The following is a 13,725-nucleotide window of genomic DNA, read 5'->3' as shown; positions in this document are numbered from 1 at the left end:
GTTATAGTCTCGTGGGCTCGGAGATGTGTATAAGAGACAGGTGTCGTGGTCGAGGAGGGGAAGAACTCCTTCGGCGCGGCGACGACCAGCGTGCCGTCCCACCACATGCCGGACTGGCCCTTCACCACGTCCTTGCCGTCCAGCGCGCCCTTGTCATAGGTGACGGAGGCGTCGGTCGGATTGACGGCGTTGCCGTTGATGGTGATCTTGTTGACGATCAGGTTGCGGTCCTGACCGTTTACGAAGCCATCGTTGTCGTACTGGATCTGGACCTTGTGGGCCTGACCGGCGGCGATGTTCGCGTTGAAGGTGAAGTCCTTGGCGGCGGTGCCGGCGGAACCCTCACCGATGACCTTGCCATCCACCATCACCTTGAAGTGCGGGGCGACGCCGCCCGCCACGTTGCCGGCGGCGTTGACGACGATCTTCGTGGCGCCTGTCACCGCTTCGGCGGTCGCGGCGGGGAAGAAGTCCTTCGGCGCGGCGACGACCAGAGTGCCGTTCCACCACATGCCGGACTGGCCCTTGACCACGTCCTTGCCGTCCAGCGCGCCCTTGTCGTAGGTCACCGACGGGTCGGCCGCGTCGAGCGCGTGGCCGTTGATGGTGATCTTGTTGACGATCAGGTTGCGGTCCTGGCCGTTCGCCATGCCGTCGTTGTCGTACTGGATCTGGATCTTGTGGGCCTGATCCGCCGTGACGTTGGCGTTGAAGGTGAAGTCCTTGGCGTCGGTGCCGGCGGAACCTTCGCCGATGACCTTGCCGTCCACCATCACCTTGAAGTGCGGGGCGACGCCGCCCGCCACGTTGCCGGCGGCGTTGATGACGATCTTCGTGGCGTTGTCGGCGGTCGCGGAGGCATCGGCCAGGGCCAGCGGCTGCACGGCCTGGAGGGCCTGCGCCTGGAGGAGGGAGGTCGGCGTCGCGTAGGCATCGGCGGTGGACACAGGGGTCTCGCGGATGGTCAGATGCGCCGTGTCGGCACCGAGATCACCAGCATAGTTGGTGTGGTCGGTCAGATCCTGGTGGTGGAGGTCGATACCCAGATCGTCCATGGTCTGCACTCTCTTCCTTGTGGGGATGCCACCGCGGTTGGTGGCCGGCGGGGCAGGCACGCGGTCGGTGCGTCCCCATCCTTTCGGTTAGCGCTTGCGCCTTTTGGCTTACCCCTTAAGACTAGCCACTTCGCTGTGGCCTTAAATGGGACGATTTTAGGATAATAAATCTCAAATGCGTGATATCCCGGTCACAGTGAGGCCGATCCGCCCCGGTGGCGAGGTGATTCGGCGTCACAACCGGCGGGAAACGCCTTGTCGACACCCATCGCAGCGGCGATGCCGGGATGAGCGCTGCGCAGCCAGCGATGGCGGCGATGCGGACAATAAAGGGGATGGTTCCGAAATCAGGCCATCCATTGACTCGGGTCAATCCGTCTGAGCCGGTCCGGGCGTAGCCTCCCTCCATGCAATGCAAGGAGGTATGACATGGAGACGATGGTCTTTCTGGTGCTGGCGCTTCTGCTGACCGGCTTCCTGACGGCGCTGTCGGTCCTGGGCTTGGCCACGCTGCACGCCACGGTGCGGGTCATTCTTCCGGCCCGCCGCCCGGTGGCTCCCGTCCGGGTGTCGTGACCGGGCGTCTTACATGCTCAGGAGTCAGAGGGGGAGGGGGCCGTCGTTCTTGACCTCCTCCATCACCGCGTAGGTTCGGGTTTCCCGGACGCCGGGCAGCGACAGCAGCACATCCCCCAGGAACCGCCGGTAGGCCGCCATGTCGGCCACCCGCGTCTTCACCAGATAATCGAATCCGCCGGCCACCATGTGGCATTCCAGAACCTCCGGCGCGTGTCGGATGGCCTGGGCGAAGCGGTCGAACACGTCGGGCGTCGTCTTGTCGAGCAACACCTCGACGAACACCATCAGCCCGAATCCCAACCGGTGCGGATCGAGCCGCGCCGTGAACCCCGTCACATAGCCGTCCTTCAGCAAACGCCGCATCCGCTCGCCGGCGGTTGTGGGCGACAGGCCGACCCGCTCCGCCAGATCCACGGCGGAAATCCGTCCGTCCATCTGCAAAATCGCCAGGATGCGCCGGTCGGTCCGATCAAGCTCCGTCATTTTCGCGCTCCATACCGTCCTCAGCCGTTGTTATCGCGGTCTGATGGCGAAAACAACCATGGAGGCACGGTGAACTCCGCGATAGTCTGCGGATGCCGCAGTGGAACAAGCAAAACAAAGCGAACACGGCGGCCTTGAGAAGACGAATTGGATCGGGTGAGAGACACCGTGACCTTCGACATTGGCCCCAATGCCGCGGATGGCGCCGGATCGGCGCCGGGCGGCGGCACGATCCTTCTGCTGGGTGCCGGACGCATGGGCGGCGCCATGCTGCGCGGCTGGCTGGCGCAGGGCGTGCCGGCCTCCGCCATTTCGGTTACCGACCCCAGCCCCGCGCCGGATCTGGTCGAACTGGCCGCGCGGACCGGCGTCCGCTTGAATCCGGCGGACGGCGCCGCGGTCGATACCGCTCCAGTCGATACCCTGGTGGTCGCGGTCAAGCCGCAGATGGTGGAGAGCGCCGCAGCGGGCGTGCAGGCGACGCTGGCGGCGCACACGCTGGTGCTGTCGATCATGGCGGGCAAGACGCTGGCCGATCTGCGCCGCCTGTTCCCGGCGGCGGGCAGCGTGGTGCGGGCGATGCCGAACCTTCCGGCGGCGGTCGGGCGCGGCGCCACCGTCGCGGTGGCCGAGGCGGGCTGTCCGGCTGATCGGAAGGCGCGCGCCGCCTCCCTGCTGACCGCCGTCGGGAGCCTGGAGTGGTTGACCGACGAGGCACTGGTCGACGCCGCCACGGCGCTGTCCGGCTCCGGCCCCGCCTATGTCTTCTATCTCGTGGAGTGCCTGACCCGCGCCGGGGTGGAGGTGGGGCTGCCCGCCGACGTGTCGGAACGGCTGGCCCGCGCCACGGTCGAGGGGGCGGGGGCGCTGATGGGCGCCACCGGCCAGCCGGCGGCCGAGCTTCGCGCCGGCGTGACCTCCCCCGGCGGAACCACGGCGGCCGGCCTTTCCAAGCTGATGGCCGATGACCACCTCCAGAGTCTGTTGAACGCGACCCTGCGCGCGGCGGCCCAACGCGCTGCCGAACTGGGCGGAACCGGCCCGAAAGCCTGAGAAGCACACCCCATTTCACCATCAGGGACCGGCTCGCCCCCGGCCTGCGGATTCGAGCGGACGACACCGATGAACAGCATGACCAACCCGATCGACACCCGGACCGTTTCCCCGTCCGCCGCCTCCGGCCGCGCGGCGCCCTTCGCGGACTTCGCCCGGCCCATCCGTCCGGCGACCGAGCTGCGCGCCGCGATCACCGCCGCCTACCGCCGGCCCGAGCCGGAATGCCTGCCCTTCCTGTTCGAGCAGGCGGCCCTTCCCCCCGGTGTCATCACCGCGGCGGCAGCCACCGCCCGCAAGCTGATCACCGCCCTGCGCGCCAAGCCGCGGGGCCGCGGCGTGGAGGGGCTGATCCACGAATACAGCCTGTCCAGCCAGGAGGGCATGGCGCTGATGTGTCTGGCGGAGGCGCTGCTGCGCATCCCCGACCATGCGACGCGCGACGCGCTGATCCGCGACAAGATCGCCGGTGGCGACTGGCAGGCGCATCTCGGCAAGGGCGGCTCGATGTTCGTCAACGCCGCCACCTGGGGCCTGCTGATCACCGGCAAGCTGACCTCGGCGGGCGGCGAGCAGGCGCTGTCCTCCGCCCTGACGCGCCTGATCGCGCGCGGCGGCGAGCCGTTGATCCGCCGTGGCGTCGATTTCGCCATGCGCATGATGGGCGAGCAGTTCGTCACCGGCCAGACCATCCAGGAGGCGCTGACAAACGCCCGTCCGATGGAGGCCGAAGGTTTCCGCTACTCCTACGACATGCTGGGCGAGGCGGCGCTGACGGCGGAGGACGCCGTGCGCTACTACGCCGACTACGAGAATGCCATCCACGCCATCGGCAAGGCGTCGGCGGGGCGGGGCGTCTATGAGGGGCCGGGTATCTCGATCAAGCTGTCGGCGATCCACCCGCGCTATTCCCGCGCCCAGGCCGACCGGGTGATGGAGGAACTGCTGCCGCGCGTCAAGGCGCTGGCGCTGCTCGCCAAGGGCTACGACATCGGCCTGAACATCGACGCCGAGGAGGCCGACCGGCTGGAGCTGTCGCTCGACCTGATGGAATCGCTGTGCTTCGACCCGGATCTGGCGGGCTGGAGCGGCATCGGCTTCGTCGTCCAGGCCTACGGCAAGCGCTGCCCCTACGTCATCGACTTCCTGGTCGATCTGGCGCAGCGCAGCGGCCACCGGCTGATGATCCGTCTGGTCAAGGGCGCCTATTGGGACAGCGAGATCAAGCGCGCCCAGCTCGACGGGCTGCCCGACTTCCCGGTCTACACGCGCAAGGTTTACACCGACGTCTCCTACGTCGCCTGCGCCCGCAAGCTGCTCGCCGCTCCGGAGGCGGTGTTCCCGCAGTTCGCCACCCACAACGCCCAGACGCTCGCCACCATCTACGAGATGGCCGGCAGCGACTTCCAGGTCGGCAAGTACGAGTTCCAGTGCCTGCACGGCATGGGCGAGCCGCTCTACAAGGAGGTCGTCGGACCGCTGAAGCGGCCCTGCCGCATCTACGCGCCGGTCGGCACGCACGAGACGCTGCTGGCCTATCTGGTCCGCCGCCTGCTGGAGAACGGGGCCAACAGCTCCTTCGTCAACCGCATCGCCGACCCGGCGGTCCCGGTCGACGAGTTGGTGGCCGATCCGGTGGCGGTCGCCAGGGCCATCGCCCCGCTGGGCGCGCCGCACGCGCTGATCGCCCTGCCGCGGAACCTCTACGCGCCGGAGCGGGCCAATTCCGCCGGCATCGACCTGTCCGACGAGACGGAGCTGGCCCGCCTGTCCGCCGCCCTGTCGGCCAGCGCCGAAATGACCTGGACCGCTGCGCCGCTGCTGGCGGACGGCGAGCGGGCGGGGCAGGCCCAGCCGGTGCGCAACCCCGCCGACCGCCGCGACGTGGTGGGCACGGTGACCGAGGCGAGCGAGGCCCTGGTGGCGGAGGCCTTCGGCCACGCCGTCGCGGCGGCGCCCGCCTGGGCCGCCACCCCGCCGGAGGAGCGCGCCGCTTGCCTGTTCCGTGCCGCCGACACGATGCAGGAGCGGATGCCGACCCTGCTCGGCCTGATCGTCCGCGAGGCCGGCAAGTCGCTGCCCAACGCCATCGCCGAGGTGCGGGAGGCCATCGACTTCCTGCGCTATTACGGGGCGCAGGTGCGCGACCGTTTCGACAACGCCACCCACCGCCCGCTGGGGCCGGTGGTCTGCATCAGCCCGTGGAACTTCCCGCTCGCCATCTTCTCCGGCCAGATCGCCGCGGCGTTGGCCGCCGGCAACCCGGTTCTGGCGAAGCCGGCCGAGGAAACCCCGCTGGTCGCCGCCGAGGCGGTGCGCATCCTGCACGCGGCCGGGGTCCCCGCCGGGGCGCTCCAGCTTCTGCCCGGCGCGGGGGAGGTCGGCGCCGCCCTGGTCGGGAATGAGGCGGTGCGCGGCGTGATGTTCACCGGCTCCACCGAGGTGGCGCGGCTGATCCAGCGCCAGCTCGCCGGGCGCCTGCTCCCAGACGGCGCGCCGATCCCGCTGATCGCCGAGACCGGCGGTCAGAACGCCATGATCGTGGACAGTTCAGCCCTGGCCGAGCAGGTGGTCGGCGACGTGATCGCGTCCGCCTTCGACAGCGCCGGGCAGCGCTGCTCCGCCCTGCGCATCCTCTGCCTGCAGGAGGACGTTGCCGACCGCACGCTCGCCATGCTGAAGGGCGCCATGCGGGAGCTGCGCATCGGCAACCCGGACCGGCTGGCGGTCGATGTCGGTCCGGTCGTCAGCGAGGAGGCCCGCGCCACCATCGCCGCCCACATCGAGGCGATGCGCGCCAAGGGCCGCAATGTGGAGTTCCTGCCGCTGCCCGCCGAGACGGCGGACGGCACCTTCATCGCCCCGACGGTGATCGAGATCGGCGGGATCGACGAGCTTGAGCGGGAGGTCTTCGGCCCGGTCCTGCACGTCGTCCGCTTCCGCCGCGACGATCTGGACGCCCTGGTCGACTCCATCAATGCCACCGGCTACGGCCTGACCTTCGGCCTGCACACCCGCATCGACGCCACCGTCGAGCGGGTGACCGAACGGATCGGCGCGGGCAATGTCTACGTCAACCGCAACACCATCGGCGCGGTGGTCGGGGTGCAGCCCTTCGGCGGCCACGGCCTGTCGGGCACCGGTCCCAAGGCGGGCGGCCCGCTCTACCTCTCCCGCCTGCTCAGCCGCCGCCCCAAGGGCTGGCTGGAGTTCCGCGGCCCGGACGCGGCGCGCGCGGCGGGGCTGGCCTACGGCGAGTGGCTGCGCGCCAAGGGCTTCACGGCGGAGGCGTCGCGCTGCGCCGGCTATGCGGCGCGCAGCGCCATCGGCGGCGGTGCCGAACTGAACGGCCCAGTGGGCGAGCGCAACCTCTATGAACTGCATGGGCGGGGCCGCGTCCTGCTGCTGCCTCAGACGCGGACGGGTCTGCTGCTCCAACTCGGCGCGGTCCTGGCGACGGGCAACAGCGCTGCGGTGGACGCCCCGCCGGAGCTTGGCGAGCTGCTGCGCGGCCTGCCGCCGGCGCTGGCCGCGCGGGTGCGGACCACGGCGGATTGGCGCGACGTCGGGCCGCTCGCCGCGGTTCTGGTGGAAGGCGACCGCGAGCGCGTGACCGCCATCAACCGGCGCGTCGCGGAGCTTCCCGGCCCGATCCTGCTGGTGCAGGCGGCGACCGCCGAGGCGCTGGCGGCGGGACGGGGCGAGGGCTACGACCTCGACCTGCTGCTGAACGAGCGGTCGATCAGCGTCAACACCGCGGCGGCGGGCGGCAACGCCAGCCTCGTCGCCATGAGCTGACCTGGGAGCTGACGGCTTCGAACGGATCGGGGTGGGCGGTGCGCCGTCTACCCCGCAACCTCCCGTTCGATCACCAGCTCCTCGTCATCGATTCGCAGGAAGGACCCGACCTCCAGATCGCCCCGTGCGATGGCGTCGTTGACGATGATCTGCGCCTCCGCGAGTGTGATCGTCCGGTCATCAAAGAAAACCGGCCCGTCGGCGTGGCGGATGATCCTGAACGTTGCGGTGGTCATCCGGGTATTCTCCTTTGGCAATGCCCTTTCGTTAACCGGTGCGCGGCGCATTCGTCGCGAATCCCTTGATGCTCCCGCGGCGGAGCGGGTGTGAAACGAAACACGAGGTGCGTCAATGGTCGGAATGTTCTATCTGCGGATAGTTGACCGGACGCGAACCAACGGGTAGCCAGGATACCCGTGGGCACCGCAGCGCAAGGAGGATCATCAGGGTGAAAGACGACGCCGAACTCATCCGCCATCCGTTTTCCGAAGCACCGGATAATGGAACGGTCCGGGAGGTGGCGCCGGGTGTGCTGTGGCTGCGCCTGCCGCTGCCCTACGCACTGGACCACGTCAATCTCTACCTCTTCGAGGAAGGGGACGGCTGGGCGCTGTTCGACACCGGGCTGGGCGACGACGTCAGCCGCGACTGCTGGGACCGTCTGCTGCGCGGCCCGCTGGGCGGCAAGCCGATCGTCCGGCTGGTGGTCAGCCACTTCCACCCCGACCATGTCGGTCTGGCCGGCTGGCTGCACGAGCGTTTCGCCCCACCGCTGCACATGACGCAGAGCGAGTATTTCTACGCCAAGCTGCTGCAGCAGGGCCGCGACCCCCAGGCGCTGGAGGCGCAGGAGACGTTCTACCAATCCGGCGGCCTGTCGCCCGACGAGATCCAGCAGATGCTCGGCCGCGGCCTCAGCTACCTGAACCGCACGACCGGGCTGGCCCCCGGCTTCGAGCGGATGATTCCCGGCCAGACCCTGCGGCTGGGCGGGCGCGACTGGCGCATCCTGACCGGCGGCGGCCATTCGCCGGAGCAGGCGATGCTCTATTGCGCCGCCGACCGGCTGTTCCTCGCCGCCGATCAGGTCATCGCGCGCATCTCCCCCAACGTCAGCGTCTCGGCGATGCAGCCCAAGGCCGACCCGCTGGGGCTCTACCTGTCGTCGCTGGCCGCGATCCGCGAGGAGGTGGCGGCGGACGCTCTGGTCCTGTCCGGGCACAGGCTGCCCTTCTACGGGCTGGCCCACCGCACCCGCGCGCTGGAGGCCCACCACGCCGACCGCTGCACGCAGATCGCCGAGGCCTGCCGCGCCAAGCCGCTGAGCTGCAAGGAGCTGGTTCCGGTGCTGTTCCGCCGGGCGCTGGATTCGCACCAGCTGAGCTTCGCCTTCGGCGAGGCGCTGGCCCACCTCAACCACATGGTCGGGCGCGGCGAGCTGCGCATCGAGACGCGCGCCGACGGCGTGCTGGCCTACCACAGCGCCTGATCCGGCGGCGTCGGCTCACCGGCAGACGCGGTAGGCTCCCATGTCGAGGTGGAAGTGGTCGCGGTGGGCCTCGTTGTAGTCGGGGCCCAGCACCGCGCGGAACACCTCGCAGGCACCGTCGCGCACCTCGCGCAGGAAGGCGCCTTTACGCCCATCTGCCGGACTCCAGTCGCCGGGCAGGGCGATCGTGGTGCCGTCGGCCAGCGTGAAGCCGGCGATGTCGAGGGCGTTGGCGGTGGCGTGCTCGCTGCGTCGCCCCTCCGCCCGGCCGTAGACGTTGCGGCAGGCGTAGCTTCCCAGATGCCGCACCCGCGTCACCCGCTGGCCGAAATGCCGCTGCGCCGCGGGCTGGAGCGTGTGCGTCTCGAACAGCATCCAGGCGGCGGCGAGCGGGCAGGTGACCGTGAAGCCGCCGTTGAAGGCCACCGCCGAGCGGCTGACCCGCACCGCGTCGGTCAGGCCGCAGCCATCCTCCGCCTGGCGGTCGGTCACCGGACTGAAACGCAAGTCCGTTGCGCCCAGAATGGCGTGGCACTGCCGGGGCGCACCGTCCAGCCGGGACAGCTTGAGGCGGGTCAGCAGGTTCGGCACGTCCCCGATGTCCAGCGGCGCCCAGGGGTCGTAGCGGGGCGGAACCGCGACCGCGCCCGTTCCCACCATCGCCGCCCCGCCCAAGGCGGCCAGAAGCAGCAGGGTCGCCGTCCAGCGGAAGAACCGTCCCATGCGTCTGCCGTCACTCCCCGTTGCCGTGCCACAGGGTGAACAGCCGGGATCGTCGCGCGGCTTCCCCGGAACCTATTCCCCCTAATTGCTTATGAACCGGCGGTAGGGGCGGACTGTTGTCCAAGCGGCGGTTCATCCGTTCGTGCAATTGGACGGAGCGTGACTTCCATGCCACAGTTCCAGCGTTACCCTTCGTCACGCGGTGAGGGAGAGGCCCATGTCCGATGCACACGATGAAGTCCTGGCCATGCAGGGCCGGACCGAACGCGCGAATTCCACGATCCCGCTCACCGCTTCCTCCGCGCTGGCCTCTGCCGCGGCGCTGTTCCGGAAGATCGAAACGCCCCCGCCGTCCCCACCCGCCGAGGAGTGGATCGTCGGCGACGCCGGGGCCTTCGGCATTGGCGCCTACGGTCGTCTGCCCGCCACGGTTCCTGCGGCGTCGGTGGCGCCGGAACTGCTGGCGCGTCGGGAGCTGGCGGCACGGCTCGACGGCGGGATGGCCGAGGACACCGCCGGCTGAGGCGCGGATCGTCGCTCAGCCGTCCTTGCGATAGAGGTCGACCAACGCCGTGAGAACGGCGGGATCGTCGTAGCGGCCAAGGAACAGGTCGCCGATGGCCCGGCGCAGCAGGATGCTGATCCGGGCACGGGCGCGGCCATGGACGGCGCCCTCCAGCCGGCGGCAGCGGTTGCACAGCTGGCGGCACGGCTCGACGGCGGGACGGCCGAGGACACCGCCGGCTGAGGCGCGGATCGTCGCTCAGCCGTCCTTGCGATAGAGGTCGACCAACGCCGTGAGAACGGCGGGATCGTCGTAGCGGCCAAGGAACAGGTCGCCGATGGCCCGGCGCAGCAGGATGCTGATCCGGGCACGGGCGCGGCCATGGACGGCGCCCTCCAGTCGGCGGCAGCGGTTGCACAGCAGGCGGACCCGCTCGACCGCGGAGCGGGTGATGCGCAGCGCCTCGACGCTGACCAGGATGTCGGTGGTGGCAGCGTATACGGTGGCCTCCGGCCAGGGCACCCGGCGCCCGCGACCGTCGCGCCACGTCTCATCCGCCCCGTCGTACCAGCGTCCGTCGGGCAGACAGCGCACGACCACCCCGTCGGGCCGCCCGCAGCAGCGGCAGCGCAGATTCCCCGAGGTCTCCCCCACACGCACCGGGTCGAGATAGGGCGCACGGATCTGCATCCGGCTCCCGGAGCGTGTCTGCCTGCCCCGCATCGGCTGTTCCAGTCCCCGTCTTGAAACCCCCGGCCGGGGGAGGTCCCCGGCGGAACGGGGACCATGACACGGAACGGCCGGTCAAGCGCGTGACTTCTGCGCGGATCAGGCCGCGAAGGGCATAAGCAGCAGCGTGACCGAGGCCAGCGTGAAGGCGGCCATGGAGCGGCGCCCCACGGCGACGGCGGCCTCGTCCTGTCCGCTCTCCTCCAGGCGCAGCGCCAGGAAGCCCTGGGCCATGCCCGACGCGAAGGTGATGAAGTGGATGATCGCGAGGCCGGGCAGCGCGTCCAGCCCCAGGAACAGGGTTACCGCGCCCAGCACCATGCCGTTGAAGGCGGCCTGCCGCAGGATCGGTTCCCAATGCTCGCGGGCGACGAAGGTTTCGATCATGTCCAGCGGATGGCCGTTCCGCTCGTCCGGATCGGTGTACAGGCTCATGGCTGGGCTCCACAGGCTTGGTGGGGCTCCGCCCGATAAGGTTTCAGGGCGGCGCGGTGTCAGGATCGGCGGATGCTGTCCGCCATCTTCTTGGCGACGGTCAGCAGATCGCCGTCGGCTTTGTTGCCGGTGACGGTGTAGGCGACCAGCCCGGCCCGCCAATAGACGAGCCGCAGGCTGTCCTGCACGACGGTGTGCAGCGTGCCGTCCTGCGCCGGACCGCCGGAGGCGACGAACAGCGTCAGCAACTCGCCGTCCGGCTCCCTGTAGAGAAACTGGAGAGCGGTGCCATGGTTCCATGGCACGATGCTGGCCCGGATCAGGGTCAGTTCCGGACCGATGGCGGGAAGCGCCACCGTCATGCCGCGGCCCTCCGGCAGCGGCACCTGGGCGGTCTGAACCGGGACCGGTATGACGTTCGTCTGGGGCGGGGCCGGCTGCAGCGTGTTGAGCGCGACGGCCTTGGAATGCGCGTCCGCCGCCTCGTCGGCGAAGGCCGGGACGTCGTCGACCTCGCCGGCCAGCTGCGGCCCGGCGGCCCCGCCCGACTGCACCCACATGGTCAGGCTCCATCCCCCCATGACCAGCAGCATCGCGGCGGCCAGCGGGGCGACCCGCCGGGAGAAGCGGTCCATGTCCAGGCGCCAGCGCAGGCGCCCGGCCAGCGTTTCGGTCTCCTGCACCGAAACGCTGGCCATCATGTCGAGGCCGAGCTTCAGCATCTCCTGCTGGTGCCGGTACTCGTGCAGCTTGGCGGCCAGGGCCGGGTTGGCGGCGAGCCGCGCCTCGAAGGCGGCGCGGCGGGCCGGCTCCATCTCGCCGTCCATGTAGAGATGCAGGTCGGCGTCCTGGTTGAGGCTGATGGGATCACCACCCATGGCTCACCTCACCGCCCGCAGCGCGGTCTGGGCGCGGTCGCGCTGGTCCATCTCCCGGCGGCCCATCTCCCGGTGGCCCATCTCCACACGCAGCGCCTCCCGTCCGCGGGCCAGACGCGACATCAGCGTGCCGAGCGGAATGTCCAGCTGGCGGGCGGCCTCCTGGTAGCTCATCCCCTCCACGGCGACGAGGGTGAGGACGCGGCGCTGCTCGTCGGGAAGGGTGGCGAAGGCCTCGATGGTCCGCATCAGCTCGACATGGTCCGGCTGGTTGGGCGGCATCTGCCCGTGGGTCATGGCCTCGATGGTCGAGGCGCCGCGCGCCCGCACCTGCTCCCGCCGCACCCCGTTGACGTGGACGTTGTGCAGGATGCCGAACAGCCAGGAGCGCAGGTCGCCGTTCGGCCGGAAGGTCCGGGAGCCGGAAATGGCGCGCACCAACGTCTCCTGCACGAGATCCTCCGCATCGTCGCGGTTGCGCGCCAGCGCGAGGGCGTAGCGGCGCAGGGAGCGCAGTTGATTCGACAGTTGATCGCGCAGGCTGAACGTCACGTCTCCACCCCGTGGACTGGATTTTCCCGATTTCCTGCTCCGTTTTCGTTTCGGGAGGACCTTTTAATCCCGGGGCGGGACGCTTTCCGCAGTCAATCGTCGTCGTGGTCGCGGGATGGCCGGTGCAGGGAGCCATCGGCGAGGATGATCTCGCTGGCCATCAGCCCGCCCTTGCGGACACGCCCGGTGACGGTGATGGGCGCGCCTTGTGCAATGCCGTCCGGCAGGAAGCCGCGCACCGTGACATCGGTCCGTGCGCTGTCATCCTGGATGGTCATCCAATTCGCGCCCACCGCGGCGACCGTTCCGGAGACGGTACCGCCACCGGTCCGCAGCGCGTCGGCGACCGGCTGCGGTGAGGAGGGCTGAACCGCGCGGTCCCGCTCGCCCGCGTCGGCGGAGCCGGACAGCAGAAGGGCGGCGAAGGCCGCGGCCAGAACAGGGAGGGTGGTGGAACGGTGCATGATCCTGTCTCCATCGCAAGGGGCGGGAGGTCCGCCCGAACAGGAGTGATCATGACAAGGCGCGTCTGAGCCTCGCCTGAACGGGGCGTTCAACCGCGGTTCAGGAAGGCCGGTCACAATCCGCTTGATCGGCGGGGGGCTGCCTATAAATTAGAGAAACCTCATTTAAAGGGTGGACGTGGCCCATGCCATCCATCGAGCCGCCGCTCGACCCCGCCGAACTGGAAGAGCGGGCCGCCGAGGCGGAAGCCTTCCTGCGCTCCATCGCCAGCCGCCACCGGCTGATGATCCTGTGCAGCCTGCTGGACGGGGAGATGCCGGTGGGCGACCTCGCGCGGCGGCTCGGCCTGTCACAGTCGAACCTGTCCCAGCACCTTGCCAAGCTGCGGGACGAGGGGCTGGTCGCCACCCGGCGGGACGGCACGTCGATCCACTACCGCATCGGGTCGGACCGGGTGCGCCCGATCCTGCTGGAGCTGTACCGCCAGTTCTGCGTCGGCGCACGCTGCGTGGCCGACGCGGACCCGATACCCTGAAATCCTCCTCTCAGCGCTCGATCGGGCCGGACGCGGCCATCCAGGCGGCCAGGCCGCCGTTCAGTCGGTAAATACCCCCGGTGTAGCCGCCGGCCGCCATCCTGGCCGACGCCGGGCCGCAGCGCCGCCCGCTCTGGCAATGGAAGACCAGATGCTTGCCCGTCGCGTCCGGCACGCGGGCCGGGTCGAACTGCGACAGCGGCACCAGCGTGGCGCCGGGGATGTGGCCGGCGCGATGTTCGTGCGGCTCGCGGACATCGACGATCACCGCCGAGCCGTCCTTCATCCAGCCCATGACGGTGGCCGCATCGACGGTCTTGATCTGGTCGCTCATAACGTTTGCGCTCCGGTTGAGGCCGAGACGGGAAAGGAGGGTCTTGAGCATGGTCATCCCTGGATGTCGAGGCTGTCTCTTATACACATCTCCGAGCCCACGAGACTATAAC

General features: G+C 69.7%; 16 protein-coding genes. 6 read left to right on the top strand and 10 right to left on the bottom strand.

Annotated elements, in window-relative coordinates:
• A partial coding sequence (locus Q4I23_RS23670) for a carbohydrate-binding domain-containing protein (RefSeq protein WP_498527837.1) occupies positions 1-1,055 on the bottom strand: 1,055 nt, incomplete at its 3' end.
• Between the two features lie 429 nt (positions 1,056-1,484).
• Between Q4I23_RS23670 and Q4I23_RS23665 the strand changes: the two genes are divergently transcribed.
• The gene (locus Q4I23_RS23665) at positions 1,485-1,631 is read left to right on the top strand and encodes a hypothetical protein (protein WP_498527836.1); all 147 of its coding nucleotides are present in this window, start codon (positions 1,485-1,487) and stop codon (positions 1,629-1,631) included.
• A 24-nt stretch (positions 1,632-1,655) separates the two neighbouring features.
• Here Q4I23_RS23665 and Q4I23_RS23660 read toward each other — a convergent pair whose 3' ends face one another.
• The gene (locus tag Q4I23_RS23660; RefSeq protein ID WP_014242014.1) at positions 1,656-2,117 is read right to left on the bottom strand and encodes an Lrp/AsnC ligand binding domain-containing protein; all 462 of its coding nucleotides are present in this window, start codon (positions 2,115-2,117) and stop codon (positions 1,656-1,658) included.
• A gap of 168 nt (positions 2,118-2,285) precedes the next feature.
• On the opposite strand from Q4I23_RS23660, the gene proC reads away from it, so the two are divergent.
• Positions 2,286-3,170: a pyrroline-5-carboxylate reductase gene (gene proC / locus Q4I23_RS23655; RefSeq protein WP_498527835.1), complete on the top strand. Its 885-nt coding sequence runs from the start codon at positions 2,286-2,288 to the stop codon at positions 3,168-3,170.
• Positions 3,171-3,239: 69 nt separating this feature from the next.
• On the top strand, positions 3,240-6,968 hold the full coding sequence (gene putA, locus Q4I23_RS23650) for a trifunctional transcriptional regulator/proline dehydrogenase/L-glutamate gamma-semialdehyde dehydrogenase (RefSeq protein ID WP_498527834.1): 3,729 nt from the start codon (positions 3,240-3,242) through the stop codon (positions 6,966-6,968).
• Positions 6,969-7,015: 47 nt separating this feature from the next.
• Here putA and Q4I23_RS23645 read toward each other — a convergent pair whose 3' ends face one another.
• Positions 7,016-7,204 carry a hypothetical protein gene (locus Q4I23_RS23645; protein ID WP_149163922.1) on the bottom strand — a complete coding sequence of 63 codons (189 nt, stop codon included), beginning with the start codon at positions 7,202-7,204 and terminating at the stop codon, positions 7,016-7,018.
• A 212-nt stretch (positions 7,205-7,416) separates the two neighbouring features.
• Here Q4I23_RS23645 and Q4I23_RS23640 point away from each other — a divergent pair, with 212 nt between their 5' ends.
• Entirely contained in the window at positions 7,417-8,457 is a 1,041-nt protein-coding gene (locus tag Q4I23_RS23640) for an MBL fold metallo-hydrolase (RefSeq protein ID WP_498527833.1), read from the top strand.
• Positions 8,458-8,472: 15 nt separating this feature from the next.
• Here the strand turns inward: Q4I23_RS23640 and Q4I23_RS23635 are convergent, their stop codons facing one another.
• Complete coding sequence (locus tag Q4I23_RS23635) at positions 8,473-9,180, bottom strand: extensin-like domain-containing protein (protein WP_498527832.1); 708 nt, start codon at positions 9,178-9,180, stop codon at positions 8,473-8,475.
• 217 nt (positions 9,181-9,397) lie between these two features.
• Between Q4I23_RS23635 and Q4I23_RS23630 the strand changes: the two genes are divergently transcribed.
• Positions 9,398-9,703: a hypothetical protein gene (locus tag Q4I23_RS23630; protein ID WP_498527831.1), complete on the top strand. Its 306-nt coding sequence runs from the start codon at positions 9,398-9,400 to the stop codon at positions 9,701-9,703.
• Positions 9,704-9,943: 240 nt separating this feature from the next.
• Here the strand turns inward: Q4I23_RS23630 and Q4I23_RS23625 are convergent, their stop codons facing one another.
• From Q4I23_RS23625 to Q4I23_RS23605, 5 genes are all read right to left on the bottom strand, one after another.
• On the bottom strand, positions 9,944-10,375 hold the full coding sequence (locus tag Q4I23_RS23625; RefSeq protein WP_498527830.1) for a hypothetical protein: 432 nt from the start codon (positions 10,373-10,375) through the stop codon (positions 9,944-9,946).
• Between the two features lie 138 nt (positions 10,376-10,513).
• Positions 10,514-10,849 carry a hypothetical protein gene (locus Q4I23_RS23620; RefSeq protein WP_237907451.1) on the bottom strand — a complete coding sequence of 112 codons (336 nt, stop codon included), beginning with the start codon at positions 10,847-10,849 and terminating at the stop codon, positions 10,514-10,516.
• Between the two features lie 59 nt (positions 10,850-10,908).
• Entirely contained in the window at positions 10,909-11,727 is an 819-nt protein-coding gene (locus Q4I23_RS23615) for an anti-sigma factor family protein (protein WP_498527829.1), read from the bottom strand.
• A gap of 3 nt (positions 11,728-11,730) precedes the next feature.
• Entirely contained in the window at positions 11,731-12,279 is a 549-nt protein-coding gene (locus Q4I23_RS23610; protein WP_454016262.1) for a sigma-70 family RNA polymerase sigma factor, read from the bottom strand.
• Positions 12,280-12,371: 92 nt separating this feature from the next.
• Positions 12,372-12,743: a cytochrome c maturation protein CcmE gene (locus tag Q4I23_RS23605; protein ID WP_498527828.1), complete on the bottom strand. Its 372-nt coding sequence runs from the start codon at positions 12,741-12,743 to the stop codon at positions 12,372-12,374.
• A 185-nt stretch (positions 12,744-12,928) separates the two neighbouring features.
• Between Q4I23_RS23605 and Q4I23_RS23600 the strand changes: the two genes are divergently transcribed.
• On the top strand, positions 12,929-13,279 hold the full coding sequence (locus Q4I23_RS23600) for an ArsR/SmtB family transcription factor (RefSeq protein WP_498527827.1): 351 nt from the start codon (positions 12,929-12,931) through the stop codon (positions 13,277-13,279).
• A 10-nt stretch (positions 13,280-13,289) separates the two neighbouring features.
• Here the strand turns inward: Q4I23_RS23600 and Q4I23_RS23595 are convergent, their stop codons facing one another.
• A complete protein-coding gene (locus Q4I23_RS23595) occupies positions 13,290-13,613 on the bottom strand; it encodes a rhodanese-like domain-containing protein (protein ID WP_454016265.1) in 324 nt (107 codons plus the stop codon).
• Positions 13,614-13,725 lie beyond the last annotated feature (112 nt).

The sequence above is a fragment of the Azospirillum sp. UFLA03-27 genome (assembly GCF_059803775.1).
The sequence above is the reverse complement of the archived record's forward strand: the minus strand, read 5'-3'. Positions and strand labels throughout refer to the sequence as shown.

Excerpts from the sequence above, each read along its gene's own strand:
- Q4I23_RS23595 (WP_454016265.1), bottom strand. The coding sequence starts at position 13,613 with ATGAGCGACCAGATCAAGACCGTCGATGCGGCCACCGTCATGGGCTGG.
- Q4I23_RS23645 (WP_149163922.1), bottom strand. The coding sequence starts at position 7,204 with ATGACCACCGCAACGTTCAGGATCATCCGCCACGCCGACGGGCCGGTT.
- Q4I23_RS23620 (WP_237907451.1), bottom strand. The coding sequence starts at position 10,849 with ATGAGCCTGTACACCGATCCGGACGAGCGGAACGGCCATCCGCTGGAC.
- Q4I23_RS23605 (WP_498527828.1), bottom strand. The coding sequence starts at position 12,743 with ATGCACCGTTCCACCACCCTCCCTGTTCTGGCCGCGGCCTTCGCCGCC.
- Q4I23_RS23600 (WP_498527827.1), top strand. The coding sequence starts at position 12,929 with ATGCCATCCATCGAGCCGCCGCTCGACCCCGCCGAACTGGAAGAGCGG.
- Q4I23_RS23630 (WP_498527831.1), top strand. The coding sequence starts at position 9,398 with ATGTCCGATGCACACGATGAAGTCCTGGCCATGCAGGGCCGGACCGAA.
- putA (WP_498527834.1), top strand. The coding sequence starts at position 3,240 with ATGAACAGCATGACCAACCCGATCGACACCCGGACCGTTTCCCCGTCC.
- Q4I23_RS23635 (WP_498527832.1), bottom strand. The coding sequence starts at position 9,180 with ATGGGACGGTTCTTCCGCTGGACGGCGACCCTGCTGCTTCTGGCCGCC.
- Q4I23_RS23625 (WP_498527830.1), bottom strand. The coding sequence starts at position 10,375 with ATGCAGATCCGTGCGCCCTATCTCGACCCGGTGCGTGTGGGGGAGACC.
- Q4I23_RS23660 (WP_014242014.1), bottom strand. The coding sequence starts at position 2,117 with ATGACGGAGCTTGATCGGACCGACCGGCGCATCCTGGCGATTTTGCAG.
- Q4I23_RS23615 (WP_498527829.1), bottom strand. The coding sequence starts at position 11,727 with ATGGGTGGTGATCCCATCAGCCTCAACCAGGACGCCGACCTGCATCTC.
- Q4I23_RS23665 (WP_498527836.1), top strand. The coding sequence starts at position 1,485 with ATGGAGACGATGGTCTTTCTGGTGCTGGCGCTTCTGCTGACCGGCTTC.